The organism is Streptomyces sp. BE20 (assembly GCF_036322525.1).
Taxonomy (GTDB): Bacteria; Actinomycetota; Actinomycetes; order Streptomycetales; family Streptomycetaceae; genus Kitasatospora.
In genome coordinates this window covers 38,810-60,923 of sequence record NZ_JAQYWW010000448.1, presented here as the reverse complement: position 1 = coordinate 60,923, position 22,114 = coordinate 38,810, and the positions used below count along the sequence as shown (strand labels likewise).

Here is a 22,114-nt window from a genome sequence, read left to right as displayed (position 1 = left end):
GGCGCCGCCGGGGAGGGCAGGGAGCGCAGGGGAGCGCAGGGGCGGCCGTGGCTGGCCGACCGCTTCAGCCCTTTTCGGTCGGATCCTGCGCCCGGCAGGATCCGCGAGGGAGGGCCCGGTGATGGCGGGCCGTCACCGCGACCGCAGCCAGGCCGCGGCGTCCACGGGAAGGAGGTTTCCGTCGAGCGGCCGACTGGTGAGCAGGACGGTGTCGTGCGCGGGCAGGACGACGGGCGCCGGGGAGAGGTTGACGACGCAGGCGAACTCGGCGCCTCGGCGGAAGGCGAGGACGCCGCGGTCGCCGGGCAGCCACTCGAACTTGTCGCCGCGCAGACCGGGCGATCCCCGGCGGATCCGGAGCGCGGCGCGGTACAGCGACAGCACGGAGTCCGGGTCGGCGCTCTGCGCCTCCACCGTCAGCGCGGCCCAGCCCTCCGGCTGCGGCAGCCACGGTTCGGTGCCCGCCGGCGAGAAGCCGTACGGCGGGAGGGGGCCGGACCACGGGAGCGGGACGCGGCAGCCGTCCCGGCCGGGGTCGGTGCCGCCGGAGCGCAGGTGCATCGGGTCCTGGAGACGATCGATCGGGAGGTCCTCCACCTCGGGCAGGCCGAGCTCCTCGCCCTGGAAGAGGTAGACGGCACCCGGCAGGGCGAGGGAGAGCAGCGCGGCGGCGCGGGCCCGGCGCAGGCCGAGGGCGACGTCGGTGGGGGTTCCGAAGGCCTTGGCCGCGAAGTCGAAACGGGTGTCCCTGCGGCCGTAGCGGGTCACCGTGCGGGTGACGTCGTGGTTGCAGAGGACCCAGGTCGCGGGGGCCCCGGCCGGGGCGTGCAGGGCGAGGGTGGAGTCGATGGACTCGCGCAGCGCCTCCGGCTCCCACGGGCGGGCCAGGAAGTCGAAGTTGAACGCGGTGTGCAGCTCGTCGCGGCGCAGGTAGCGGGTGAACCTCTCGGCGTCGGGCAGCCACACCTCCCCGACGAGGATGCGCTCGCCCGGGTAGGAGTCGGCGATCCTGCGCCAGGACCGGTAGATCTCGTGCAGCTCCTCGCGGTCGGTGAAGGGATGGGGGTCCACCCCCTTGCGGAAGTCGGGCAGTTCGGGGTCCTTGACGAGGAGGGCCGCGGAGTCGATGCGGACGCCGGCGGCTCCGCGGTCGAACCAGAAGCGCAGGATCGACACGTGCTCGCTGCGGACCTGCGGGTGGGCCCAGTTGAGGTCGGGCTGCTGGCTGGCGAAGAGGTGCAGGTACCACTCGCCGGGCGTTCCGTCCGGGTCGGTGGTCCTGGTCCAGGGGCAGCCGCCGAACTCGGACTCCCAGTCGTTGGGCGGCAGTTCGCCGTCCGGGCCGCGGCCGGGGCGGAAGTGGAACAGCTCGCGCTCGGGGCTGCCGGGGACGGCGGCGAGGGCCCGCCTGAACCACGGGTGCTCGGCGGAGACATGGTTGGGGACGATGTCGACGATGGTGCGGATGCCGTGAGCGAGCGCCTCGGTGATCAGGTTCTCGGCGTCCTCCAGGGTGCCGAACAGCGGGTCCACGTCGCGGTAGTCGGCGACGTCGTAGCCGCCGTCCGCCATCGGGGACGGGTACCAGGGGTTGACCCAGATGGCGTCGACGCCGAGTTCGGCGAGGTACGGGAGGCGGGACCGGACCCCGGCGAGATCCCCGGTGCCGTCGCCGTTGCCGTCGGCGAAGCTGCGCGGGTAGACCTGGTAGATCGCCGCGTCGCGCCACCAGGCCGGGTGCTCGGGCTGGCGGCTGGAGTTCTGTCCCACGGTGGGGGGTCCTTTCGACCGGACGGGAGGGGCGTGGTGGTCGACCGCTTCCGGGCGGGGCGCTCAGCCCTTGAGGCCGCCGGAGGTGAGGCCGGACACGATGCTGCGCTGGAAGATCAGGAAGAAGACGATCGTCGGTGCGGAGGCGATGGCCAGGGCGGCGATCACGACGTTCTGCGGCAGGCCGGTGGCGAGGGAGCGGATGCCGATGTTGAGCGTGTGGTCGGCCGGGTCCGGCAGGACCAGCATCGGCCAGAGGAAGTCCTTCCAGACCGCGACCACGGCGAAGATGGAGACCACGCCGAGGATCGGTCGGGACATCGGCAGCACGATCGACCACAGGGCCCGGGTCGGTGAGGCGCCGTCGATCGCGGCTGCGGCCAGCAGGTCCTCCGGGACGGAGTCGAAGAACCGTTTCAGCAGGAAGATGTTGAAGGCGTTGGCGACGGTGGGCAGCCAGATCGCCCACGGGGTGCCGATCAGGTTGAGGTGGAGCAGCGGGAGGTCCAGCACGGTGAGGTACTGCGGCACGATCAGGACCGCGGAGGGGACCATCAGGGTCGCGAGCATCATGCCGAGGATCACGTTGCCGAGGATCGGCCGCAGCTTGGAGAGCGCGTAGGCCGCGGCGACGTCGAACACCAGCTGGAAGGCGAGCGCCCCGAGCGCGTAGTAGAGGGTGTTGGTCAGCAGGCGGCCCATCCTGAGCTGGCGCCAGGCCTCCGCGTAGGTGCCCCAGTGGATCTCGGACGGGAAGAGGGTCGGCGGGCTCCGGATCACCTCCTGGGTGCTCTTGAGGCCGCCGGTCACCAGCCAGTAGAGCGGGCCGACGAAGACGGCGGTGAAGACGAGGACCACGAGGACGAGCACCGTCCGGTAGACGGCCTTCCCGAGCGGTCGGTCGAGCTGGGTCTGTGCGACGAGCGTCCGGGTCCGGGGTTCGTTCGCTGCCATGGCCGGAGCCCTTCCTAGTCGTCGGTGCGGCTGAGCCGCGTGTACAGGGCCGAGAAGCCGGCGAGGACCACGAGCATGACCAGGCCCATCGCGGAGGCGACGCCGTAGTTGTTGCCTCCCATGTCGAAGGCGTACTCGTAGACCAGGTAGACGACCGACATCGTGGAGTTCTGCGGGCCGTTCCCACCGGTGAGCAGGAACGGCTCCACGAAGACCTGCATGGTGGAGACGATCTGCAGCAGCAGGAGGAGCGAGAGGATGAGCCTGGTCTGCGGGACGGTGACGTGCCAGATCTTGCGGAACAGGCCGGCGCCGTCCAGGTCGGCCGCCTCGTACAGCTCGCCGGGGATGCCCTGCAGGGCGGCCAGGTAGATGAGGGTGGCGCCGCCCATGTTCATCCAGGTGGCCGCGACGACCACCGAGACCATCGCGGTGTCCGGCGAGTTGAGCCAGGCGGAGGTGGGGAGGTGGAGGGTCGTCAGGATCGAGTTGAAGAGGCCGTACTCCGGGTCGTAGAAGTACTTGAACAGCAGCACCGCGGCGACGGGCGGCATCATCACCGGGATGTACACCAGGATCCGCAGGTAGGCCCTGGCGTGCCGGAGCTCGTTGAGGAGCACGGCCACGAAGAACGGCACCGCGAAGCCCAGGAGCAGCGCGAGCGCGGTGAAGAGGAAGGTGTTGCGCCAGGCGGTCCAGAAGTCGGGGTCGCCGAAGATCCGTTCGAGGTTCTCCAGCCCGACCCACGTGGTCTTTCCGCGTCTGGTCTTCTGGAAGCTCATGACGACTTCGCGGACCATCGGGTACCAGGTGAAGAACCCGAAGCACACCAGGGCGCCGAAGAGGAAACCGTGGGCGGAGACGTTGCGGCGGACGGTCCGGCCGAGTTCCGGACGCTTGGGCGAGCGGCCTCCGGAGCCACCCGTGCGGTCGGCCGGGATGCGACTGGCCCGGCGGGTGGTCTTGTAGGGGGAGATGGTCCCGGCCATCGGTGCTCCTGGTGTGCCGGCTGGACCGGCGGGTCGGGCGGGTCGGCGGTGCCCGGTCCGCCGGTCTGCATGTCCGTCGGTCTGCTTGTCGGTCGGTCTGCTTGTCGGTCGGTCTTCGTATCCGTGTGTGTCCGTCGGGGTGGCCGTGGGCGGCTGAGGCCCGGGGCGGGTTGTCCCCCGCGTCGGCTAACCGAGGCTCGCCAGGACCTTGTTGGCCTGGGACTCGGCGTCGGCGAGCAGCTTGTCGATGTCGGCGCCCCGGTCGGTGAGCACGGCGGAGACCGCGTTGTCGAGGACCTTGTAGAGCTGCTGGGCGTTGGCCGGCTCGGTCTTTCCCGGGACCTGATCGGAGATGTAGGGCGCGTAGTTCCGGACCGGGACGGTTGCACTGGCGGCCTTGGCCGCGTTGTCCGCCGCGAGGGTCGAACCGGTGAAGAAGTTGGGCTGAGGGATGCCGACGGGCAGGTTGTCCGACCTGTTGCGGGCGTAGTCGAACTGGCCCTTGCCCATGGTCAGGTACTTGAAGGTGACCCAGGCGATGCCGGCCTTGATCTGGTCGGGCGTGGACCCCTTCTTGAAGAGCCGGGTGTCGCCGCCGAGCAGGGTGGCCCTGCCTCCTGGCATCGGACCCATGCCGTAGTCGGCGTAGTTGCCCTTGAGGGTCTGGACCATGTACGTGATGTCGTCCGGCGCCCCGATGTACATGCCGAGCTTGTCGGTGGAGGTCTGGGTCATCAGGTCGGGCCACTTGAGCCCCTGGGCGGCGCCCATCGTGCCGTCGGTCCAGCGCATGTCGTGGAGGTTCTGCAGGACCTGCTTGCCCTCGCGGGTGTTGAAGGCGGCCTTCCTGCCGTCGTCACCGGTCATCCTGCCGCCGAGGCCGTACAGCTCGGCGGTGAAGTGCCAGCCGCCCTGGTTGGTCGCGCTGTACTCGCCGTAGCCGTTGACGCCGTTGCCGAGCGCGGAGATCTTCTGGGCGGCCGTCCGGATCTCCGCCCAGGTCGTCGGCGGCTTGTCGGGGTCGAGACCGGCCTGGGTGAAGAGCTTGCGGTTGTAGATGAGGCCCATCTTGTAGTTGGTGACCGGGAGGCCGTAGAGCTTGCCCTCGCTCCTGAGGGTGTCGAGCACCGAGGGGTCGATGTCCTTCAGGGCCGGGACGGTCGTCTCGTTGACGTACGCGCTGATGTCCTCGACCGCGCCAGCGTCGAGCGCCTGGCCCAGGTCCGTGAAGTAGGCGTAGAAGAGGTCGGGTTGGGTCTTGCCGGCGAGCTGCGCGGTGAACTTGGCGGGCTCGTTGCACGGTGAGGCGTCGGTGGCCCTGATGGTGACGTTCGGGTAGGTCTTGTTGAACTCCGCGATGTCCTCCTCCCACTGCCTGCGCTCCCCCGGCTTCGTGGTCGGCGGCTGGCAGTCGGCGCTGATGGTGACCTTGGCGGACGGGTCCAGCGGGGCCTCCGCTCCGTTCGGCGCGCCGGGGTCGCCCGAGGAGCCGCTGTCGGCGGAGCTGCTGCACGCGGCGGCCGGGAGGACCAGGGCGCCGACGGCCACGGCGGCGAGGGATCTGCGGAGAAGCCGATTCGTCTTCATGGGAGAGAGGACCCTTCTACAGGCACGGCGGGCAGGGCCGGTGCCGGGGCGCGGGGGAGCCCCGGTGTTCCGGTGGGGATCGCCCCGGTCCTGGTGACGGGGGCGGGGACGTGCGGAAGCGAGGCCCGCGCACTCCTGGACTGCGCGGCTCGGACGCCCCGGGGGCACGTCGCGGACCCTCTCGGGACCTGTCGGCGACCACCCCTCGGCGCGCCGCTCACTTAACCATCCCGTCCAGATGACCACAAGATGTCGACAGAATTTCGCAAAAAGAAGATAGCCCGCTGCGATGCCCCGGCGACCTGGCCGGCTGCGGCCTCCGCCGGCTACACACTCACCCCTCCCTGGGATCTGCCGGCGGGTCACACCTACCGCACTTCGCCGCCCGAACACTGCCGGATCACCGCCGGACCACCGCCGGGGCCGCCCACCAGCGGAAGGCCCGGCTCCACGTCCGCAAGATCCACTCTCCGCTACTGCATGAAGTCGGCAAATCTTAGAAAGAACCTTGCATGCATCTTGTGAGGTGCTCGGCGAGCGCGCTCTACTGTCACGACACCTCCTCCCCGGAGAATCGAGCACCGGATGTCACGGAGCACCACGGATCCCTCCCAGGCCGGGATATGTGTTTGTCGACGCGGGACGGCATGCATAGGGTCGGCGGCATGACGACACGGCTTGTTCAGATTTCGATGAATGCCCGGGACGACTCCGCGGTCGGCCGGTTCTGGGCGGAGGTACTCGGCTGGGGCATCGACAGCGAGGGCCCCGGTGTGACCAACCTCGAACCCGTGGGCTTCGTCTATCCCGACCCCGTCGCCGTCTGCATCGACGTCGTTCGCGCCACCGACCCCAAGACGGTGAAGAACCGTCTGCACATCGACCTCGCCACCAGACGCCGGGGCACGGCTGGAGATCCGTAAGGGCGTACGCGGCGGGTGGCGGACGCTCGACCCGCGCCGGGTGGCGTTCGCAGTGACCGGGGACCTTGACCCCGCGGTGGAGTCGTGGGCCGGGCTCCGGGACGAACTGACCATGACGCCCGAAAACGCTCCCGCGGAAGGCAGCCGGATGCGCCTCGCCGAGCCCGTCGGGGCGTAGGGCATCGGCGGGGGTGGTGATGGGTGACGTTCGAAGGGGTGTTTTCTGTTTTATCTAGACACCCGTGTGTGTAGAAGAAACTAGAAATCACGTCTCCAACGTCACCCATCACCACCCCTCGGGCCCCGCGGGAATTCGTCCCCCTCTTCTACCCCCAGGAAGAGAGAGCGGGACGGAACGACCGGACGGCGCCGCACAGCGGGCCCCGGGATATCGTCCCCCTCTTCTACTCCCGAGAGAGGGAGCGCAGGACTACCGCGCACCGCACTGAGGGGAACCGACAGGCCGAGTGCCCGCCCCTACACCCGTACGGCCTGCCCGCTCATATGGGACAGGACCAGCTTCACCGCCCCTCCCGAAGCCGTCGGGCAGGGGCTTCTTCATGCCGTCGACAAGCAGCCCACCGGAGGTAGCACCGTGAGCAACCCTGGCAGTCACACCTACACCTACGAGGACCGGGCGACCGCGAAGCTCCGTCTGCGCGCCGACGCGTTCCAGTACGACTCCACGATGGAGCACCTTGCCGAGATGAAGCGCGACCGCCCCGAGCAGTACGACCAGATGAACCCGATCTCCCGTATCTCGCTCGGTCACTACGAGATCGCGAAGGCTGCCGCCGTGCAGCTCGGCCGCAACGTTTCCGCTCCCACCGATCGTGAGGTCTGACCATGAACCCCGACGTTTCCAAGGCTGCCGACAAGCTCGCCAAGCTGCGCGCCCAGGCCGACAAGTTCACGGCTCCGCTCGCCGAGGCCGAAGCCGCCCTGGCGGTCGCCGAGGAGGCCGAACAGGCCCGCCGCGCCGAGCGAGCCGCCGAGTACGACCGCGCGTTCGCCGCTTCGTGGCGTGAGCGCGCACAGCAGGCCAGCGACGCCGACAAGGCCAACCGTGAACGGTTCGTCGAACTGCTCGCCGAGGAACCGTGGTTCATGGCCTACATGGCGTCCCGGGCCGAGCGGTACAAGCGGGAGAAGATCATGCACGCTGCCCAGCGAGCCCAGTCCGCCACCGGCCAGAATCCCACTGTGCCAGATCCACGCATGTATGACCTGCGCCTGGTGGACGACCTCATCGAGACCACCGAGCGCATGGCCGCTGAGATCGGCGCGGACTACGCCGAGGAACTGGACGCCAAGCGAACCGCCTACATCGAAGCGACAGACTGACATGGCCGTTGACGCACTCGACCCCGGCCCGGACGGCACCTATCCGTACTTCCCCCGGGACGCGCAGGGACGGCCCGTATGGTCCGACTCCCCAACTGGCCTGCCAGTAGCCAACGGTGGGGCGCCGATGCCTCGCGGCGTACAGCCGATGCGCGACCCCCACGATCCCGGCCGGCTGCTGGCCGTGGACGTGACGCCGAGGCAGTCGGACGGCCGCCCGATTGATCCGCCGGTGATTCCTCCGCGGGCTCCGGCATGAGGCGCACGTCCGACGCGTGACCGACCGACACAGGGTTGCAGCCCTGGGCCTACCCCACCCGGGGGCCTCCCCTCTCCTGGCCAGAAGCGCGGGAGGGAGGCAAGAAACTCGCATGGCTCATTAGACCATTCTTGCGGACCATTACGGCCCCACTTCGATTCCCTAATCGGATTCGAAGTGGGGCCATTTTGTGTTCCGCCGATCAATCCGCAGGCTCTATCTGGAGTCGCATTTCTTCATATGCTTCCCTGAGGTCGCGCGCATCGGAAATCTTGCCGGTCTCAACGGCATTTACCACTTCTAGGGCACGCCAGTGATTTGACGGTGCCACCCGACCTGAGAGCATTGCGCGCTGCGCCGCATAGCATGCTTCATCAAGGCGATTGGTGGTTACCAAAGAGAGCGCGAGATCAATATTTGCCGAGGCCACTCGGCGAGGCCACTTGGTCAGGTCGTCCGGCGGCGAAAGCCGCGAAATAACCTCTCTTGCATAGGTTTCTGCCGCCGGATCTCCGAGCCATGCCAGAGTGGTTGCGGCGTACGCAACAGCTTTTGCAGGGTCGTACTGAAAATGATGCTCTGGCTGATCCGGCGTGCCGATGGAAGAGGAAAGAGATTGCACTCGATCTATTGCCGAATATGTTTCATTCGAATATCCAAGCCGCGCGAACGCCCGCCCCTGCTGAGCGATGGCTTGAATTTCAACTGAGCTTCCGGCCGGAGCCAACTGCTGGGCTGTGGCGCTAAGTTCCGCCGCCCGCGAATAGTGGCCATCGGTTAGTACTCGCCAGGCGTCGGTTTCAAAGCACCAAGCTTGAATTTCCGAATGTCCGGCATGCTGCGCCAAGGTCATTGCCGTCCGCAGCCTGGCTGTTGCAGCATCTTGCTGGTTCAAATCAATGTGCAGCGTGGCACCGAGCAGTGAAAACCATCCACCTATGACCAGCAGTTGCCGGTGTTCCTCCAGAGTCTTTCTTGCATCCATCAAGCTAGTCACATACGACGAATACTTTCGCACCTGGCCCAATAGCTCATGCGGAGCCACGGTCGGATACTTTACGGCCAGGTCGTGAAAGGTCAGTTCTAGCCGTTCAATAGTTTCTTTTCCAACATCGCTGGCTGAAACCCTGCGCGCCAGCTCCAAGGCGTCGATTTCGTCGTCATAGGCCGGCGGTACGGTTGCGGAAGCCCGCATAACCTGCGAGCGCCCCTGATCCACGCCACCGTACAGAATGTCGTCAAGCTCGGCCAGCGTCACCCTCAGCACCTTGACAAGAGTGGGGCGCTGCCAATCCTGCGGATCGACTTTTCCGCTTTCCCATCTCGCCACCGTCGAGCGGTCAACACCCACGCTCTGAGCCAAGGAATCCTGAGTGAAACCAAGGGCCTTGCGCCTTTCGATAAAGGCCCTGCGCCGAGCTGCCATGTCGCCTCCCTGTCTCTGAGTAACTGTTCTAGCAGGTCAGGGCACTCGATGCAGTAACTATGAGACAGGGATGCCACAAGAGTGCGTCATCCATGCTCTGTTCACGCGGGGCCTTTGACCCTGAACTGGTGCCTCGCCCAACGTCCGGCAGTGATCGGAGGGATTGTGATGCGGCACAAAGCAGCTGCGATCAGCGCTGCCCTGGCAGCCGTGGTCGGACTCGGACCGGCCGTCATGGTGTTCGCCCTCGGCAGGCTCGACCCGCAGACCGGGCGCCGTTGGGTGTGGGCGTTCCTCGCCCTGGCGGTGGCCATGCTCGGCATCGTGTACGGCGGAGACTGGGAGACCTGGTTCCGTCGCCGAAGACAGGCGAGGACGCGCGTTCGCAGGGCGTTGCGCCACGGCTCGGCACTGTGCCGCGAGGCTCGGCGCGGGCGTACCGGCTCATGAACCTAGAGACCGGGATTCTCCCGCTGGTGCCGGACGGGCTCCGCTGGGCCTCGGGCTGGTGCTTCCCCTGCGGAGTGACACGGGACGTGGTGCCCATACCGGCGATAGGGCTTCGCACGGTCATGACGGTCTGTCGCTGGCACCACGGCCAGTACTCGGCGCGGTTCGTCCGCACGGTCCAACTCCGGCCCTGGTACGGGCTGCTGATTCGTCCGCGTGTCCGTCCCGAGCCGTCCAAGTCTCCCGGAGTGATTCCCCCGCGCTCCGGGTCGCCCGTCGGTCCCACCCGGCGGAAGGGCGCGTGCGGCGGCGCGCGTCGGTGGTCCTGGTTCAGCCCCCCGGCGCGGACCAGGACCACCCTTAGGGCCCCGGCGGGTGCCTGTCTGCCGTCGGGAAGCACAACCCCCGCCCTGGTGACGTGACGAGTGGACGGCACGGACGACCAGGGCGGGGACCCAGACCGAGAACTAGCGGCGGAGAACAGCGGATGTACAAGTGCCCCGAGGGCGCCGGACACAAGGTCGAGCGGGCCGAAGAGTCGGGCGCCGTGCAGAGCGGTCCGGGTGGGCCGGTCTGGCGGTGCACGACGTGCGGCCGGTGGGGTGCCTTCCTCACCGACGAGTGGGCCGAACTGTTCCCGGGCGAGCCGGAGTTGTTCCCCCCTCGGGTGGACGCAGCCCGGCGAGCCGGCCCCGATCCGCAGGGCGTACCCCCTCGGGCGCGGAAGCTAGCGCCCCACGATCACCCGTCCTGGCGGACGGAAAGGGAATCACCCGCCAGGACGGGGCACCACTCCCGCCCCGGTGTCACGTGGCTGTGTCGGCCGGGGTGGGCTTGCCCCGCACCCTGCGCTCCCGCAGGGTGGTTGAACCTACTTGGCACCACCACGACAAGGAGGAACAGCACATATGACGACCACACCCGCCCCTTGGGGTGTACAGCGCATGGCGCCGTACGCACCCACCCTCGCGGTTCCGCAGTACACGCCCGTGATCGACCCCGAGACGCAGATTGCCGTGATCGTGAGCGAGCACGGCCGGACGGTCGAGATGGGCGCGCACGGCACCAGCACGAACCAGACCGGCCCGACCACCACGGGTGGCGGCGACGGACAGAACGGCGGGCAGAACGTACCGTCCGACGTGGACACCATGCAGTCGAACGACCAGGACCAGGGCACGGGCTGACATGACACCGGATCGGGACGGGGCCGTACTGGTCCTCACCAACCCGTACGACGTGACCGCGGACCTGGTGTTACGCCGCTTGGCTGACCGCCGGGTGCCGGTCGTCCGTGTCGACCCCGGCGCCGATCTGCACGCGGGTGCCTCGCTGTCCGCCCGCTACGGGACAGGTGGACAGCGGGGCTCCCTCTGCACTGCAAGCCGGACGCTCGACCTGTCCAACGTCCGGGCCGTGTGGGTCCGCAGGCCCTCGCCCTACGACCCCCCTGCCGGGATGGCGGAGCAAGAGGGCAAGTTCGCTGCCGCACAGGGGTTCTGGGGCACCGGGGGCATCCTCGCGTCACTTCCCGGGGCGCACTATGTGAACCACCCGTGGCGCATCCGCAATGCGGAGTACAAGCCGGCTCAGCTCTCGGCGGCGAGCCGGAACGGGTTCCTGGTGCCAGACACGATCATCACAGCGAACCCGGACGAAGCTCGGGAGTTCTGCACCTCCCAACCTGGCGGCGCGGTCTACAAGCCCTTGTGGGACAGCCGGTACCGGGATGCCGAGGGCGCCCTGCAACAGGTGTGGGTGCGCGGGGTCGACCCGTCTGAGATCACCGATTCCGTGTCCCTGTGCCCGCACCTGTTCCAAGCCAAGGTGTCGAAGGTGTTCGACGTACGGGTGACTGCCGTAGGCGACCGCCTGTTCGGGGTCCGCGTGGACAGCCCCGATCTTGACTGGCGCTACCGGCAAGACCTGATGACGTGCGCACCGATCGAGATCCCCGAGGCGGTCGTACGTTCGGTTGCGGCTTACCTTGACGAACTCGGTTTGGTGTACGGCGCGTTCGACTTCGCCGTGACCTCTGACGGTTCCTGGTACTTCTTTGAGTGCAACGCAAACGGCCAATGGGCATGGCAGCCGACGGAGACAACTGCTGCTATCGCCGACGCCCTCGCCGACCAACTACAGAAAGGCCCCGACACGTGAGCACATCGGCCGAACTCCGCGCCGCCCTGGTGGACGGGTTCACTGGTGACGACATGGTCACCGATCCGGCGTGGAACCGCGCCGCCAAGTCCGTCCCCCGGGAACTGTTCGTCGGGTCCTACTTCCTTCCCGTGGAGGGGACCGCCCCCACCGAGTACCGGCCCGTCCAAGAGGGCGAACCCGGTTGGCTGGCGGGCGTCTACACGAATCAGACCCTGATCACCCAACTCGACGGCCGTATCAGGCCCGAGGACGGTACGGCGAGCGGTTCGCCGTCTTCGTCGTCCACCCTGCCGTCACTGGTGCTGCGCATGTGGCACCAGCTCGACACCGAGGCCGGGCACCAGGTGTTGGAGATCGGTACCGGCACCGGCTACTCGACCGCTCTTGGTGCGTACCGCCTCGGGGACGCCAACATCACCAGCATTGAGTACGACCAGGCCGTGGGGGAAGCGGCTGCTGCGGCACTCAAGTCCGCCGGACACGCACCCCGGCTGATCATCGGTGACGGGCTGCTCGGTGACCCGGACGGGGGCGAGTACGACCGCCTCATTGCCACCTGCTCGGTTCGGTACATCCCGCAACCGTGGCTCTACCAGGTCAAGCCGGGCGGAAAGATCCTGGTCACCCTCTCCGGCTGGTCGTACGGGTTCGGCCTCGCGCTGCTCACCGTGACCGAGCCCGGCAGTGCCACGGGCCGGTTCCTGCCTGGGTGGACGAGTTTCATGATCGCCCGTCCGCACGACCGGCCGCCCCGTCAGAGTCTCGCGCTGCTGCCTGGCGACGAACGCCCGAGCCGGATCGATCCCGAGATCATCAGCACGTGGACCGGTGGTTGGGTGGCTCAGCTCGCGGCACCCTCGGCCGAGCGGATGGGTGCGGGCGGGCAACAGATCCTCTCGGACGTGGCCACGGGATCGCAGGCCCGGACCATGCCCAACCCTGACGGAGGGTGGACCGTGATTCAGCGCGGACCGCTCCGACTCTGGGACCAAGTGGAAAGCGCCGTTGAAGCCTGGCAGGCGGCCGGCGAGCCCCACCAGGACGGTTTCGGCATCACGGTCTCGCCCCTCGGCCAGCGCGTGTGGATCGGCAGCGAGGCCGGTCCAGGTTGGAACCTGCCGATCTGAGCCGGATACCCGGAGCCGGGACGCAGGGGCGCCAATGGAAGAACCACCCTTGCCGACTCTCGCGCCCAACTCGGCCCCGTCCCGCTGGTCTCCGGCAGGGCGGGGCCTTCTACTTTTCGGGGGTCTGCTCGGCCACGTACGTCCCGCGTTGCGGCACGGTGTAGACGTACCCGCCTTCGCGCAGATGCCGGACCGCTCGACGGGCCGTGTCCCGGGCCACACCCCACCGCTGGATCAGTGCCGACTCGGACGGGATCGGACGGTTCGCCGCGAGTACCCCGGACTCAATGTCGCGGATGATCTCCGCCGCAATCTGCTGGTACGGCGGGGTGGGTGCGTCGTAGTCGATTTCCGAGGCCATGGGCCAAGGGTAGACAACGGGCAACATCCCGAGCTATTGGCATACGTAGGTAGACGAGGGTAGAGGAGTTGCTTTACCGTCGAACACGAAAGAACCCCCGGTGCCGCTTAGGACCGGCTCCGGGGGTCGAGCGTCCGACAGCTTTAGGGAGCTGACCGAACATGCGACACCTTATCGCCCGTGCTCTGCGTACCGCCCTGCGGCTGGTCCTACCGGCCCACGGACAGCACCGCGCCGCCCCGGTCGCCCCCGAGCCCACCCCGAAGCCGATCCGGGCCGTTCCCGCCGGACTGAGCCTCGCCCCGTGGGTCGAGCCGGAGAACTGGAACGCGAGCCCCCTGGTACGTCCCTACGTCGACCGTGCGGCATGGCTCGCCGAGCTGGACGAGATGCAGCGCCAGTACGAGCGGCGCGAGGCCCTGCGGGCGGTCGCCGAGAAGCTGCCGGACACCGGGCACACCTTCCCCGGTGCGCACACCCTCGCCGGGGCGGTGGCGTGATGACCCTCGCTGCTGCCGAGAAGCCCACATGCGGCGCCCCTCGCCCCGGGCAGTACGACGGAGCCCCGTGCGGCCGTGACCCGTTCCACGGAGACGACCACGAGAACGCCCACGGCGAAACGTGGCCCCGCCTCGCTCCGGTGCGCTGTGTCCGCTGCAAGGGGCCTGCCCCGAAGCCGGTCCCCGTGGGCCACCAGGAAGCCGCTAGCGGCCCCGGGTACACCCTGTGGGCGTGCTCGCTGGACTGCCCGCAGTAGTACCCCCCTCGGCCCCGTCCGGTACCGATCCGGGCGGGGCACTCTCGGCCCTGCCGTAGAACCCCTAACATCACCTCTCCGGAGACCCCGAGGGCAACGAGTTCTGCGTGCTGGAGCCCCGCGAGCGCTACCTGGACACCGGGCCGATGGCCGCGGTGGTGGTCGACTGCGCGGACCCGAGGGCCATGGCGGGGTTCTGGGGCGAGGCGATGGACTGGACCGTCCACGAGGTGACGGACGACCAGGCCGTGCTGCGCTCCGCCAGGAGCGTCGGCCCGTACCTCGAATTCATCCGCACCCCCGACGAGAAGACCGTGAAGAACCGTCTCCACCTCGACCTCCGCCCGTACCCCGGGGGCGACCGGGTCGAGGAGGCGGCGCGGCTGCGGGCTCTCGGCGCGACGCCCGCCGACGTGGGCCAGGGCGACGTGCCGTGGACGGTCCTGGCCGATCCCGAGGGCAACGAGTTCTGCGTCCTCGCCCCGCGCTGACGCGGAGCCCGACGACACCCGGCCCGTGGGCACGGCCGCTCCCCCACGGCCGGTCCCCGGTGGTCGGCGCCGGGGACCGGCCGGGCAGGTGGCCTTTTCCGTCGTACGGGAATGAGCCGGGCGGCAGCGCCCGTTGTGGCGGGAGTGACCACGACGCCGCCCTTCCGACTGTCGGTGCTGGACCGTTCCCGGACCCGCAGGGGGGAGGAACCGGCCCGGGCGCTGCGGGACACCGTGGCCTTCGCCGTCGAGGCCGAGCGGCTCGGCTACCACCGGTTCTGGGTGTCCGAGCACCACGGCGTCCCGGGCGTGGCCGGTTCGGCCCCGACCGTGCTGGCCGCAGCGGTGGCCTCGGCAACGGAGCGGATCAGAGTGGGGACGGGCGGGGTGATGCTCCCCAACCACCAACCGCTGGTCGTGGCCGAGCAGTTCGGTGTGCTCGCCGCCCTGTTCCCGGGCCGGATCGACATGGGTCTCGGCCGTTCGGTGGGGTTCACCGACGGGGTACGGCGGGCGCTGGGCCGGGAGAAGGACTCCGCCGACCGGTTTCCCGAGCAACTCGCCGAACTGCTGGCCTACTTCGATGCGCCGTCGAGCGCCCCCCACGGCGTTCACGCCCGGCCGGCCGAGGGTCTGGACGTACCGGCGTTCGTGCTGGCCACCGGCGCCGGCGCGGACGTCGCGGCCGAGGCCGGGCTCCCCCTGGTGATCGCGGCCGCGCGAGGGCAGGAGCGGATGTTCGAGGCGATCGACCGCTACCGGGAGCGCTTCCGCCCCTCGGCCCGCGCCTCCCGGCCGTACGTCGTGCTCTCGGGTACGGTCGCCGTCGCCGGGTCGGAGTCCGAGGCCCGCGACCTCCTCGTCCCCGAGGCCTGGGCCGCCGCCCACTCCCGGACCCACGGCGAGTTCCCGCCGCTGGCCCCCACCGGGGAGATCCTGTCCCGGACGATGACCCCGCGCGAACGTGCGGCGTTCCAGCAGTCGCTCACCGGCCACATCGCGGGCACCCCTCAGCAGGCGTGGGCCCGCATCACCGAGCTGATGGAGCGCGCCGCGGCGGACGAGTTCCTCCTCGCCACCAGCACCTACGACCGCGACGCGCTGTTCACCTCCTACCGCCTCCTCGCACAGGTCGCCGGTCTGACGCCGCTCCCCGCGGGGACCCAGGACTGACGGCGGGGACGGCGCGGGCCGGGCGCGACTGTTCCGCCGACCGGGTCGCCGACCCTGCGTCCCCCTTCGTCGCGGCCGCCCGGGTCGGTCACGGACGGCACGACGGCTTCCGCTCCGGGCGCCACATGGTTACTCTTCGGTAATCGAGCCCGGGCGCCGGCCCGTACCTGGAGGAGCACCATGCCGACCCTGCCCCGATCCGCCGCTCTCCTGAGCGGCCTGCTGCTCGGCGCCGGGGTGGCACACTTCGCCGTCCCCCGCCCGTTCGACGCCATGGTGCCCCGCGGCCTCCCCGGTGATCCGCGCACCTGGACCCGGCTCAGCGGGGTGGCGGAGCTCGCCGTCGGCGCGGCGATCGCCTGCCCGCCCACCCGCCGGGCCGGAGCGCTGGCCGCAGCCGGCCTGTTCGTCGCGGTCCTGCCCGCCAACGTCAAGATGGCCCGGGACTGGCGCCACCGTCCCGCACCGCTGCGCGTCGCCGCCCTGGCCCGGGTACCGCTTCAGGCTCCTCTGATCGCCTGGGCCCTGCGGGTCTCCCGCCTCTGAGCCACGCCCCCGGGCCACGCGCCGGAACACCGTCTGCGCACGGCGAGGCCGGGGTGGGCCCGCGACGCCTACTGCTGCAGTACCGCCACCAGTTGGGAACGCCGGGCGATCCGCAGCTTCCGGTACGAGTTGGTGAGGTGCGTTTCCACGGTGCGGAGGGTGAGGCACAGCGCGGAGGAGATCTGGGCGTTGGTGTTCCCCACCGCCGCCAGTTCGGCCACGCGCCGTTCGGCCGGGGTCAGGGCGTGCCCGCCGTTCCTGCTCCGTACCCCGCCCTCGCGCAAGGCGTCCTGGGTCAGGGCGAGGAGACGGCCGACGGCGGCCGGCCCCCCGGCCCCCGGAGCGGCCCCCGAAGCGGGCGCGGGGGCCGGCCGCAGGGCCACGGCGTGCGCCTCCCGCAGCGTGTCGCGACCCTTGCGGGCGCTTCCCGCCTCGATCTGGGCCCGGCCGAGGTCGACCAGGACCTCCGCGAGTTCCACGGGCGCGGCACTCGGCCTGAGCAGTTCGGCGCCCTCGGTCAGCGAACACAGCGCCAGCCTGCCGCCCACGGCCGCGGCGTACGCCCGCAGCGCCCGGCCGACGGTACGCGCGGTGCCCCAGGTCCGGGCGTGGCGCAGCTCCTCCTCGGCGAGTTCGCGGGCTTCCTGCCGCCGCCCGAGCCGGACCAGGGCGAACGCCGCTCCCGAGCGCCACGGCGTGGCGACCGGGCTGACGAAGTCGTGGGCGCTCTGGCCGGCTCCGCAGGCCAGGTAGTCGTCGAGAGCCGCGTGCCAGTCGCCGTCCGCCGCATGCAGCACGGCCCGCGTGTAGCTGAGCTCGTTCCACTCCCAGGAACTCTCGCTGCCGCGCTGTCCGGCGAGGGCCACGGCCTCCCACGCCCCGGCGCGATCGCCCTTCTCGTACCGGGCGGACGCCACCATCGCCGACAGGTGCGGCAACCGGACGCCCCGCTCACCGGCCGCCTCCACCAGCGGCGCGTTCTCGGCGACGACGCGGTCGAACGCGCCCTCCCAGAGCGCCGCCTCGGCCCGGACGCTGAGCAGGCACTGCACACCGACGTCCGTCAGGGCCGGGGGGACGGAAAGGCCGGGCAGGCACAGGCCGGTCAGCTCGCGGGCCTCGTCCAGACAGTCCGCCCACTGCAACAGGGTGGCCGCGCTGCCGAACCAGGCCGTCCGCAGACGCGGGTCGACCCGCGTCGCCAGGCGCGGTCGGATCCGGGCGAGTGCCTCGGCCGCCGAGCAGAGACCGGCGCCGGCCTCGTACTCGGTGATCAGCCCGCACACCAGCGGCTCGATGGCGGGGGGCGCCGTAGGGGCGAGCGCGCGCAGGCCGGCGACGGCCCCGCGCCACTCGTCGTTGTCGTGCGAGGCGACGAGCGCGCCGAGGGTCTGCAACACCTGGACCAGTTCGTCGTCGGCGGCGGCGCGACCGGCCTGGCGCAGGACCCGCATGGCGGTGTCGGGGTCCCGGACCGCGACGAGGGCCGCGCTGAGGGCGGTCGCCGCGGCGGCCCGTTCCCGGACGTCGGTGTGCAGTTCCAGTCCGGTGTGGAGTCGACGGATACCGGCCGTCGGGTTGTTCGCAAGCTCCAGGGCGCCGAGGCGCACGGTGAGGGCGGCGCGCCGGTCCGGGTCGAGCGTGCCGCTCAGGGCGTGGCGCAGGTACGCGGCGGACTGCGCGACGTGACCGTTGCGCGCGGCTTCCTCGGCGGCCTCGGAGAGCGCGCGGGCCATCCACGTCGCGCCGGGCCGCTCCACGTGCAGGAGCCGGGAGGCCACGGCCGTCGCAGGGGCACCGCTCTCGTCGAGCAGTTCCGCGACACGGGCGTGCAGTGCGGCGACCTCCTCCGGATCGGCGGCGGCGAGCACGGCCCCGCGGGCGAGGGGGTGACTCAGCAGTGCGTCCAGGTGGTGCGCCGGCCGCTCGCCCGGGGCTCGCGCGGACGTGCAGAGGTCGCAGAGCCGGTGATCGGGACCGGGGCCGGCAGGCGGGTCGCCCTCCGCCGCGACGGCGAGGGCGAGACAGGCGTGGCGTAAGCACGGATCGGCCTTCCTCAGCCAGTCGGCGATCGTGTCGCGGTAACGGCCGTGCGGCCTGGCGGACTTCGGGCCGGACGGCGGTCCGCCGCCGAGGTCGGCGATGAGCGCCCGTACCAGGGCCGGGTTGCCGGCACCCGCTTCGACGCAGGTCGCGGTGTCGTCCCGGTCCAGGTCGGCGGCCCGGGCGAGGCGGACGACGGTGGACTCGCTGAGGGGGCGGAGGGCGACGGCCCCGCCCGTGGAGGGTGGGAAGGGCACCGGACCGGGCTGGTCCGCGCACTCGGTGACCACCAGCAGGGCGGGGATCTCGGCGATCCGGCGGGCGAGGTAGCCGATCCAGCGCAGGGACGGCTCGTCGGCATGGTGGAGGTCGTCCACCACGAGCAGGACCGGCCGCTCGGCGGCGGACCGGGTCAGTCGCGTCACCAGGCGGTGGAACAGCCACTGTTCGTCCATCCCGGTCGGCACCGAGAAGGGCACGGCTTCGTCGTCCGTGAAGAGCTGCCGAACGATTCCGAACGGGAACGCCGTCTCCTCCGCCACGCCGCGCGCCCGGCCGACGCGCATCGCGCCGCGGCCGGACTCGCGGCGGACGATCGTCTCCAGCACCGCGGTCCGCCCCATGCCGGCGACCGGCGCCGAGAGGAGGATCCACCGGCCGCTGCCCGCACGCGTGGCTGCCGCGGCTGCCGCGGCCGTGCCCAGCACCTCGTCGCGTTCCAGGAGCATCCGTTCCCCACCCCCTTCCCTGCGGGTGGGCCCGATCCGGAGGTGGCCGCCCCGGCCGTCGGGCCCGGGACCTCCCCTCACCGGGGTACCGGTGGTGACGGTGAGCGGGACGCCGTCGCGGGCGCCGGGACGCGGAGGTGCGGGGGCAGCGGTGCGGTTCACGGGGGTACCTGCCTCACGGATCGGATCGGGAGGATGGCGAGGGTGATGACAGCACCGCCGTCGAAGGGGCCGACGGCGAAGGGACCGACGGTCGGCGGCAGAGCGGTGACGGTACCAAGGACGCCGAGAACCTCCGCGCAGGAGCAGGCTCTCCGGGCAGCCCTTCGGGCATCCGGGCCGGGCCGACGGCCCGGTCCGTGCCGTGCCGGCGCCGAGGCCGGAGCCGAGGCCGGTGACGGCCGTGCCGGTCGTGGCGGGCAGCCGGAAGGGCAGCGTCACGCCGGCGACCGGCACGACGGAGGCGACGGCGACGGCCTCGCACGAGGTGGCGGTCACGACGTCCCTCCCCGGCGTCAGAACTATCTAACATCCGTTAGATAAGCTGGCGGGGGTACTCTAGGCCAGCCCCGCGGCCCCGGCAAGGCCCGCCGAAGGGGCCCTGATCAGGAGGCGTAGTGGCGACCCGAATGACCCCGCAGGAGCGGCGGCTGTCCATCCTCGACACCGCGATGGACGTGGTCTCCGAGGAGGGCTACAAGGGCCTGTCGCTGCGCGAACTCGCCCGCCGCTGCGGCATGTCCGCCCCGGGCGTGATGCACTACTTCCCGGACATGCCCACCCTGCTCCTCGCCCTCCTGGAGCACCGTGACGGGATCGACGGCCCGCACCTCTACGCCGTCGTCGCGGGCAGCCCCGACCTGCGCTCCGCCCTCGACGCGATCGTCGACTACAACGCCTGCCACCCGCGCCGGGCCCAGCTGTACGCCATGGTCCAGGCCGAGGCCCTCGACCCCGCCCACCCCGCTCGCGCCTACTTCGACGGCCGCACCGAACTCCTGATCCGGGAGGCCCGCAGCCGCGTCGACACCGACGCCGCGCCGGAACTCCTCCAGGTCGTGCCGGCCGTCCTCGACGGCCTCCAGCTGCACTGGCTCATGGACCCCGAAGGCTTCGACCTGCGCACCCAGTGGGCCGTCGTCGCCGACGCCCTCTTCGCCCACTACACACGCCGGCCCGCGGTCGGCACCGACACCTGACCGGCCGCCACCGGCCACGGCCCCGCCGGCGGAGGCCGGCGCTCGGGCCCGATCTCGGCCCAGCTGGCGGCGTTCATGCCCCCGGGGACGGTCACCCGGATCTCCGGCCGCGGGTCGTTCGAGGACGGGCGGCTCACGCTCGACGAGTCCGGCACGGCCTCGGGATTCCTCCACTACGACGACGGACACGGGCCGGGTTCCGTCAGTGTGAGCATCAGCGATCCGCGGCCGGGGGTGGTGGCGCGTCCTGCGGCGCCGCCCCCGGCCGCGGCTCAGCGGTACCAGGTGCGGATGGCGGTGGCGGTCTCGCGCACGTCGGCCTGTCCGTCGCGGACACGGGCGGCCAGGGCGACGGCGGCCTTCGGTTCGGCGGTGACGATGACACCGGAGGCGCTGAGGTAGGAGGCGGCGACGACGGCGGCGAAGTGCTCGTTGGCGTACTCCAGGGCCGGGACGCGGATGAGCTGGTGCATGAGCGCGGCGGCACGCTGGTGCACGGCCCCGTACACGGGCACCTCCATGACCTCGTCGACGTGGCGGGCGACCGCGGCGGCGAGCGTGCCGTAGTCCGTGACGTCGGGGTCTGCGGCCAGGAACTGGTGGGTGACGTCCAGGAGCCAGGCCCGGTCGACGCGCAGGATCACGCCGCGTCCGCCGTGCCGGACCGGGCGCTCTGCGGGTAGGGGCCGAACCCGGCCTCGAAGGCCGGCGCCCACGCCTGCGAGAAGTGCGCGGCGGCGGTCAGGAAGCGCTCGCGCCTCTCGTCGGCCTCCTCGACCAGGACCTTGCGCGCGTAGTCGGGCAGGCTCATCCCGGCCGCCTCGGCGCGCTGCTCCAGGGCTTCGTGGGTCGTCTCGTCCAGGCGGACGTTCAGTTGCTTCACGCCCGTCAGCGTAGCCGTGCGTATCGTGCGCTACAACACCCCCGGCCCGGATCCGACGCAGGCCGCCCACCCTTGAGGGGGCGGGCGGCCGACGCATGAGGGGGTGGCGGACGTGAGCCGCGCTCAGTCGGGGACCCCGGCGCGGGACGGGCCGCCGGCCGGGCGGACGTCGTCCCGGCCTTCGACCAGGACGGCGGGCTCCAGCGGCGAGGCGATCTCCTGCGGCTTGCTGCGGGAGGCCCAGTCGCGGATGCCGAGCAGCACCATCACGAAGAAGATCCCGTAGACGATGCCGGAGAAGTACAGCTCGGAGTGGACCGCGAGCGGCACGCCCACCAGGTCGACGGCCAGCCAGACGAACCAGAACTCGACGTAGCGGCGGGCCTGGCTGTACATGGCGAGGATCGAGCCGATGAAGATCCAGGCGTCCGCGAGGACCATCCACAACGGCGCGCCGGGGTAGAACGAGGCGTCCGTCCATCTCAGCACCGCGCCGAACACGGCCGTCCCCAGCACCATCGCGGCGATCAGCGCGGCGCGTTCACGGCTCGACGCCCAGCGGACGTTGATGGTGCCTTCCTGCTCGCGGCTGCGCTTCCAGGTCGCCCAGCCCCAGGAGGCCGAGACGATGATCACGATCTGCCGGGCGGCGTTGCCGCCGAGATGCACGTTCAGGCTGGCGATCAGCAGCAGCACCGAGCCGAGGATCTGCACCGGCCAGGCCACCAGCGAGCGCCGCAGGGCCAGCCAGACGGTGGCGAGCGCCAGGAGGTTGCCCAGGAAGTCGGACCAGTAGACGGGGAGACCGAAGAAGCTGAACTGCTCGTTCAGCCAGTGGAATGCGCTCATGACTCACACCTTTGTTCGTTCGGAGCGAGGAGGGGGATCGACGGTCGGCCCCGCCGAAGCGGGGGAAGCGGGGCCGACCGGGCGCGTGGGCG

The 22,114-nt window shown here is 70.6% G+C and carries 20 protein-coding genes and 2 pseudogenes; 12 read left to right on the top strand and 10 right to left on the bottom strand.

Translation table 11 applies throughout. The features are described 5' to 3' along the window. Positions 1–132: 132 nt before the first annotated feature. The 4 genes from PUR61_RS04780 to PUR61_RS04765 all read right to left on the bottom strand — a co-directional run bounded on the left by PUR61_RS04780 (position 133) and on the right by PUR61_RS04765 (position 5,300). A complete protein-coding gene (locus PUR61_RS04780; protein ID WP_329875945.1) occupies positions 133–1,770 on the bottom strand; it encodes a glycoside hydrolase family 13 protein in 1,638 nt (545 codons plus the stop codon). A 63-nt stretch (positions 1,771–1,833) separates the two neighbouring features. After that, positions 1,834–2,724 (bottom strand): carbohydrate ABC transporter permease, encoded by an 891-nt coding sequence (locus tag PUR61_RS04775; protein WP_329875944.1) that lies wholly within the window; start codon positions 2,722–2,724, stop codon positions 1,834–1,836. A 14-nt stretch (positions 2,725–2,738) separates the two neighbouring features. After that, positions 2,739–3,713: a carbohydrate ABC transporter permease gene (locus PUR61_RS04770; protein ID WP_443034535.1), complete on the bottom strand. Its 975-nt coding sequence runs from the start codon at positions 3,711–3,713 to the stop codon at positions 2,739–2,741. Between the two features lie 186 nt (positions 3,714–3,899). Then, entirely contained in the window at positions 3,900–5,300 is a 1,401-nt protein-coding gene (locus tag PUR61_RS04765; RefSeq protein WP_329875943.1) for an extracellular solute-binding protein, read from the bottom strand. A gap of 665 nt (positions 5,301–5,965) precedes the next feature. Between PUR61_RS04765 and PUR61_RS04760 the strand changes: the two are divergent. From PUR61_RS04760 to PUR61_RS04750, 3 genes and pseudogenes are all read left to right on the top strand, one after another. Further along, positions 5,966–6,193, top strand: a pseudogene (locus tag PUR61_RS04760) (VOC family protein); the annotation flags it as partial. A 625-nt stretch (positions 6,194–6,818) separates the two neighbouring features. Next, positions 6,819–7,067: a hypothetical protein gene (locus PUR61_RS04755; RefSeq protein WP_329875942.1), complete on the top strand. Its 249-nt coding sequence runs from the start codon at positions 6,819–6,821 to the stop codon at positions 7,065–7,067. A 2-nt stretch (positions 7,068–7,069) separates the two neighbouring features. Then, positions 7,070–7,567: a hypothetical protein gene (locus PUR61_RS04750; protein WP_329875941.1), complete on the top strand. Its 498-nt coding sequence runs from the start codon at positions 7,070–7,072 to the stop codon at positions 7,565–7,567. A gap of 461 nt (positions 7,568–8,028) precedes the next feature. Here PUR61_RS04750 and PUR61_RS04745 read toward each other — a convergent pair whose 3' ends face one another. Beyond that, positions 8,029–9,252 carry a helix-turn-helix transcriptional regulator gene (locus PUR61_RS04745; RefSeq protein ID WP_329875939.1) on the bottom strand — a complete coding sequence of 408 codons (1,224 nt, stop codon included), beginning with the start codon at positions 9,250–9,252 and terminating at the stop codon, positions 8,029–8,031. 168 nt (positions 9,253–9,420) lie between these two features. Here PUR61_RS04745 and PUR61_RS04740 point away from each other — a divergent pair, with 168 nt between their 5' ends. From PUR61_RS04740 to tgmC, 4 genes are all read left to right on the top strand, one after another. Next, entirely contained in the window at positions 9,421–9,702 is a 282-nt protein-coding gene (locus PUR61_RS04740; RefSeq protein ID WP_329875937.1) for a hypothetical protein, read from the top strand. A 908-nt stretch (positions 9,703–10,610) separates the two neighbouring features. Beyond that, positions 10,611–10,889, top strand: coding sequence for a putative ATP-grasp-modified RiPP (gene tgmA, locus PUR61_RS04735; RefSeq protein WP_329949942.1), 279 nt, complete (start codon positions 10,611–10,613; stop codon positions 10,887–10,889). Between the two features lies 1 nt (position 10,890). Continuing rightward, complete coding sequence (tgmB, locus tag PUR61_RS04730) at positions 10,891–11,862, top strand: ATP-grasp ribosomal peptide maturase (RefSeq protein WP_329875933.1); 972 nt, start codon at positions 10,891–10,893, stop codon at positions 11,860–11,862. After that, positions 11,859–12,992 (top strand): ATP-grasp peptide maturase system methyltransferase, encoded by a 1,134-nt coding sequence (tgmC, locus tag PUR61_RS04725; RefSeq protein WP_329875931.1) that lies wholly within the window; start codon positions 11,859–11,861, stop codon positions 12,990–12,992. Before tgmB ends, tgmC begins: the two co-directional genes overlap by 4 nt. Positions 12,993–13,101: 109 nt before the next feature. Here tgmC and PUR61_RS04720 read toward each other — a convergent pair whose 3' ends face one another. After that, positions 13,102–13,353: a winged helix-turn-helix domain-containing protein gene (locus tag PUR61_RS04720; protein ID WP_329875929.1), complete on the bottom strand. Its 252-nt coding sequence runs from the start codon at positions 13,351–13,353 to the stop codon at positions 13,102–13,104. 161 nt (positions 13,354–13,514) lie between these two features. Between PUR61_RS04720 and PUR61_RS04715 the strand changes: the two genes are divergently transcribed. The 4 genes and pseudogenes from PUR61_RS04715 (at position 13,515) to PUR61_RS04700 (ending at position 16,320) form a co-directional block, all read left to right on the top strand. Beyond that, positions 13,515–13,853, top strand: coding sequence for a hypothetical protein (locus PUR61_RS04715; protein ID WP_329875927.1), 339 nt, complete (start codon positions 13,515–13,517; stop codon positions 13,851–13,853). Positions 13,854–14,193: 340 nt separating this feature from the next. Continuing rightward, a pseudogene (locus PUR61_RS04710) lies at positions 14,194–14,601 on the top strand (VOC family protein); the annotation flags it as partial. Positions 14,602–14,712: 111 nt separating this feature from the next. Beyond that, the gene (locus PUR61_RS04705) at positions 14,713–15,774 is read left to right on the top strand and encodes an LLM class flavin-dependent oxidoreductase (protein WP_443035122.1); all 1,062 of its coding nucleotides are present in this window, start codon (positions 14,713–14,715) and stop codon (positions 15,772–15,774) included. Between the two features lie 180 nt (positions 15,775–15,954). After that, positions 15,955–16,320 carry a DoxX family protein gene (locus PUR61_RS04700; protein WP_329875923.1) on the top strand — a complete coding sequence of 122 codons (366 nt, stop codon included), beginning with the start codon at positions 15,955–15,957 and terminating at the stop codon, positions 16,318–16,320. A 68-nt stretch (positions 16,321–16,388) separates the two neighbouring features. On the opposite strand, the gene PUR61_RS04695 is transcribed toward PUR61_RS04700, so the two are convergent. Next, positions 16,389–19,091: a helix-turn-helix transcriptional regulator gene (locus PUR61_RS04695; RefSeq protein WP_329875922.1), complete on the bottom strand. Its 2,703-nt coding sequence runs from the start codon at positions 19,089–19,091 to the stop codon at positions 16,389–16,391. A gap of 617 nt (positions 19,092–19,708) precedes the next feature. On the opposite strand from PUR61_RS04695, the gene PUR61_RS04690 reads away from it, so the two are divergent. Continuing rightward, positions 19,709–20,290, top strand: a complete 582-nt coding sequence (locus PUR61_RS04690; RefSeq protein ID WP_329875920.1) for a TetR/AcrR family transcriptional regulator — start codon at positions 19,709–19,711, stop codon at positions 20,288–20,290. A gap of 272 nt (positions 20,291–20,562) precedes the next feature. Here the strand turns inward: PUR61_RS04690 and PUR61_RS04685 are convergent, their stop codons facing one another. From PUR61_RS04685 to PUR61_RS04675, 3 genes are all read right to left on the bottom strand, one after another. Further along, positions 20,563–20,934, bottom strand: a complete 372-nt coding sequence (locus PUR61_RS04685) for a fic family toxin-antitoxin system, toxin component (protein ID WP_329875919.1) — start codon at positions 20,932–20,934, stop codon at positions 20,563–20,565. Beyond that, positions 20,931–21,173, bottom strand: a complete 243-nt coding sequence (locus PUR61_RS04680; RefSeq protein WP_329875918.1) for a plasmid mobilization protein — start codon at positions 21,171–21,173, stop codon at positions 20,931–20,933. Before PUR61_RS04680 ends, PUR61_RS04685 begins: the two co-directional genes overlap by 4 nt. A 123-nt stretch (positions 21,174–21,296) precedes the next feature. Continuing rightward, positions 21,297–22,022 carry a nicotinamide mononucleotide transporter family protein gene (locus tag PUR61_RS04675; RefSeq protein ID WP_329875917.1) on the bottom strand — a complete coding sequence of 242 codons (726 nt, stop codon included), beginning with the start codon at positions 22,020–22,022 and terminating at the stop codon, positions 21,297–21,299. Positions 22,023–22,114: the final 92 nt, after the last annotated feature.

What these genes read in the sequence shown, in the direction of transcription:
- PUR61_RS04775 (WP_329875944.1), bottom strand. Translation starts at nt 2,724, where the DNA reads ATGGCAGCGAACGAACCCCGGACCCGGACGCTCGTCGCACAGACCCAG.
- PUR61_RS04770 (WP_443034535.1), bottom strand. Translation starts at nt 3,713, where the DNA reads ATGGCCGGGACCATCTCCCCCTACAAGACCACCCGCCGGGCCAGTCGC.
- PUR61_RS04765 (WP_329875943.1), bottom strand. Translation starts at nt 5,300, where the DNA reads ATGAAGACGAATCGGCTTCTCCGCAGATCCCTCGCCGCCGTGGCCGTC.
- PUR61_RS04750 (WP_329875941.1), top strand. Translation starts at nt 7,070, where the DNA reads ATGAACCCCGACGTTTCCAAGGCTGCCGACAAGCTCGCCAAGCTGCGC.
- PUR61_RS04745 (WP_329875939.1), bottom strand. Translation starts at nt 9,252, where the DNA reads ATGGCAGCTCGGCGCAGGGCCTTTATCGAAAGGCGCAAGGCCCTTGGT.
- PUR61_RS04740 (WP_329875937.1), top strand. Translation starts at nt 9,421, where the DNA reads ATGCGGCACAAAGCAGCTGCGATCAGCGCTGCCCTGGCAGCCGTGGTC.
- tgmA (WP_329949942.1), top strand. Translation starts at nt 10,611, where the DNA reads ATGACGACCACACCCGCCCCTTGGGGTGTACAGCGCATGGCGCCGTAC.
- tgmB (WP_329875933.1), top strand. Translation starts at nt 10,891, where the DNA reads ATGACACCGGATCGGGACGGGGCCGTACTGGTCCTCACCAACCCGTAC.
- PUR61_RS04720 (WP_329875929.1), bottom strand. Translation starts at nt 13,353, where the DNA reads ATGGCCTCGGAAATCGACTACGACGCACCCACCCCGCCGTACCAGCAG.
- PUR61_RS04715 (WP_329875927.1), top strand. Translation starts at nt 13,515, where the DNA reads ATGCGACACCTTATCGCCCGTGCTCTGCGTACCGCCCTGCGGCTGGTC.
- PUR61_RS04705 (WP_443035122.1), top strand. Translation starts at nt 14,713, where the DNA reads ATGAGCCGGGCGGCAGCGCCCGTTGTGGCGGGAGTGACCACGACGCCG.
- PUR61_RS04700 (WP_329875923.1), top strand. Translation starts at nt 15,955, where the DNA reads ATGCCGACCCTGCCCCGATCCGCCGCTCTCCTGAGCGGCCTGCTGCTC.
- PUR61_RS04695 (WP_329875922.1), bottom strand. Translation starts at nt 19,091, where the DNA reads ATGCTCCTGGAACGCGACGAGGTGCTGGGCACGGCCGCGGCAGCCGCG.
- PUR61_RS04675 (WP_329875917.1), bottom strand. Translation starts at nt 22,022, where the DNA reads ATGAGCGCATTCCACTGGCTGAACGAGCAGTTCAGCTTCTTCGGTCTC.